Annotated in this window: 2 protein-coding genes; both read left to right on the forward strand. The window is 36.9% G+C overall.

All coding sequences use genetic code 11. The annotated features are described in order from the left end of the window. Positions 1–932 (forward strand): nucleotide sugar dehydrogenase (locus Q0277_RS04090; RefSeq protein ID WP_297995880.1); only part of this gene is annotated, 932 nt, incomplete at its 5' end. After that, a complete protein-coding gene (locus Q0277_RS04095) occupies positions 929–1,696 on the forward strand; it encodes a glycosyltransferase family 2 protein (protein ID WP_297995883.1) in 768 nt (255 codons plus the stop codon). The genes Q0277_RS04090 and Q0277_RS04095, both read left to right, overlap by 4 nt. Positions 1,697–1,700: the final 4 nt, after the last annotated feature.

Consider the following 1,700-nt stretch of genomic DNA (forward strand, 5'->3'; position numbering starts at 1 on the left):
GATACGTGCCAAATATCGATTATGTCATAAGTGCGGCAAAATCTATAATACCATACGTAAAAGACGATAACATGGTCGTTTTAGAATCCACTTCACCGGTAGGTACTACCGAAAAGATAGGTGAAATTTTAAAAAATGGCGGTGTTGATATTTCTAAAATTTATATCGCTCATTGCCCGGAGAGAGTTTTGCCGGGTAAAATTTTAAAAGAGCTTACGCAAAACGATAGAATCGTGGGTGGAACTACAAAAATTGCTACTAAAAAAATAGCGGAATTTTACGCAGAATTCGTAGAAGGCGAAGTTTTACAGACTGACTCAAAAACTGCAGAGATGTCAAAGCTTACAGAGAATTCTTTCCGCGACGTAAACATAGCCTTTGCAAACGAACTTAGCATTTTATGCGATAAATTCGGCATTAACGTCTGGGAGCTTATCTCGCTAGCAAACCGTCATCCGCGAGTTAATATTTTAAACCCGGGCTGCGGCGTAGGCGGGCACTGCATAGCGGTCGATCCGTGGTTTATCGTCCATGCGGGCGGCTACGAAGCGAGGTTGATCAAATCCGCAAGAGAGGTCAATGATCACAAAGCCGAGTGGTGTATTGAAAAAATCAAAAACGCCGCTTTGAAATTTGAGCTGCAAAACGGCAGAAAGCCCAAAGTCGCGTGTATGGGGCTTGCTTTTAAGCCAGACATCGACGATTTGCGGGAATCGCCTGCGCTAAATATAACCAAGTGCCTGATCGCAGACGGCGTCGATGTGGTCGCCGTGGAGCCCAATATCAAGGCTCACAAAGATTTTGAGATAGTGGATTATAAAAAGGCTATTGAAATTTCCGATATTATCGTATTTTTGGTCGGACATAAGGAATTTAAAGGGCTAAAAATAGAAAAAGAAGTTTTGGATTTTTGCGGAGTTTTTGTAAAATGAGAGAGGTTCCAAAATTAGCAGTTATTGTTCCATGTTATAATGAAGAACAGGTCTTGTATGAAACTACAAAAAGACTAAGTGCGGTGTTAGAAGACTTGATTAGTAAAAATAAAATTAAGAAGGATAGTTTTATTTTATACATAGATGATGGTAGCGGAGATAATACGTGGAGTATAATTAAATCTCTAGCTACGCAAAATTTGCTTGTTGGGGGAGTTAAACTTTCTAAAAATAAAGGTCATCAAAACGCTTTATTGGCAGGAATGGAGCATGTAGAAGGTAAATGTGATTGTTTAATTTCTATTGATGCGGATTTGCAGGATGATATTGTTGTTATAAGAGATATGATAGAAAAATATCTAGATGGCAATGAAATAGTATATGGAGTTAGAAGTAATAGGGATTCCGACAGTTTTTTTAAAAAAATTACTGCTGAATATTTTTATAAGATTATGGGAATATTCGGAGTAGAGCTAGTCTATAATCACGCCGACTATAGATTAATAAGCTCTAATGTCAATACATGCTTTTTAAAATTTCAAGAAACTAATTTATTTATTAGAGGTATTATTCCTAGTATGGGTTTCAAAACGGATAAGGTTTACTATATTAGACTGGATAGATTTGCTGGAGAATCAAAATATCCGTTAAGAAAAATGTTAGCTTTTGCATGGGATGGTATAACGTCATTTAGTGTGGTTCCCCTTAGATTTATAACTCTTATAGGTTTTATTATTTTTTTAGGTAGTTTGGTTATAGACTAGCTCT

This window comes from uncultured Campylobacter sp. (genome assembly GCF_938030815.1).
In the GTDB taxonomy this organism is placed as follows: domain Bacteria; phylum Campylobacterota; class Campylobacteria; order Campylobacterales; family Campylobacteraceae; genus Campylobacter_B.

What these genes read in the sequence shown, in the direction of transcription:
- Q0277_RS04095 (WP_297995883.1), top strand. Translation starts at nt 929, where the DNA reads ATGAGAGAGGTTCCAAAATTAGCAGTTATTGTTCCATGTTATAATGAA.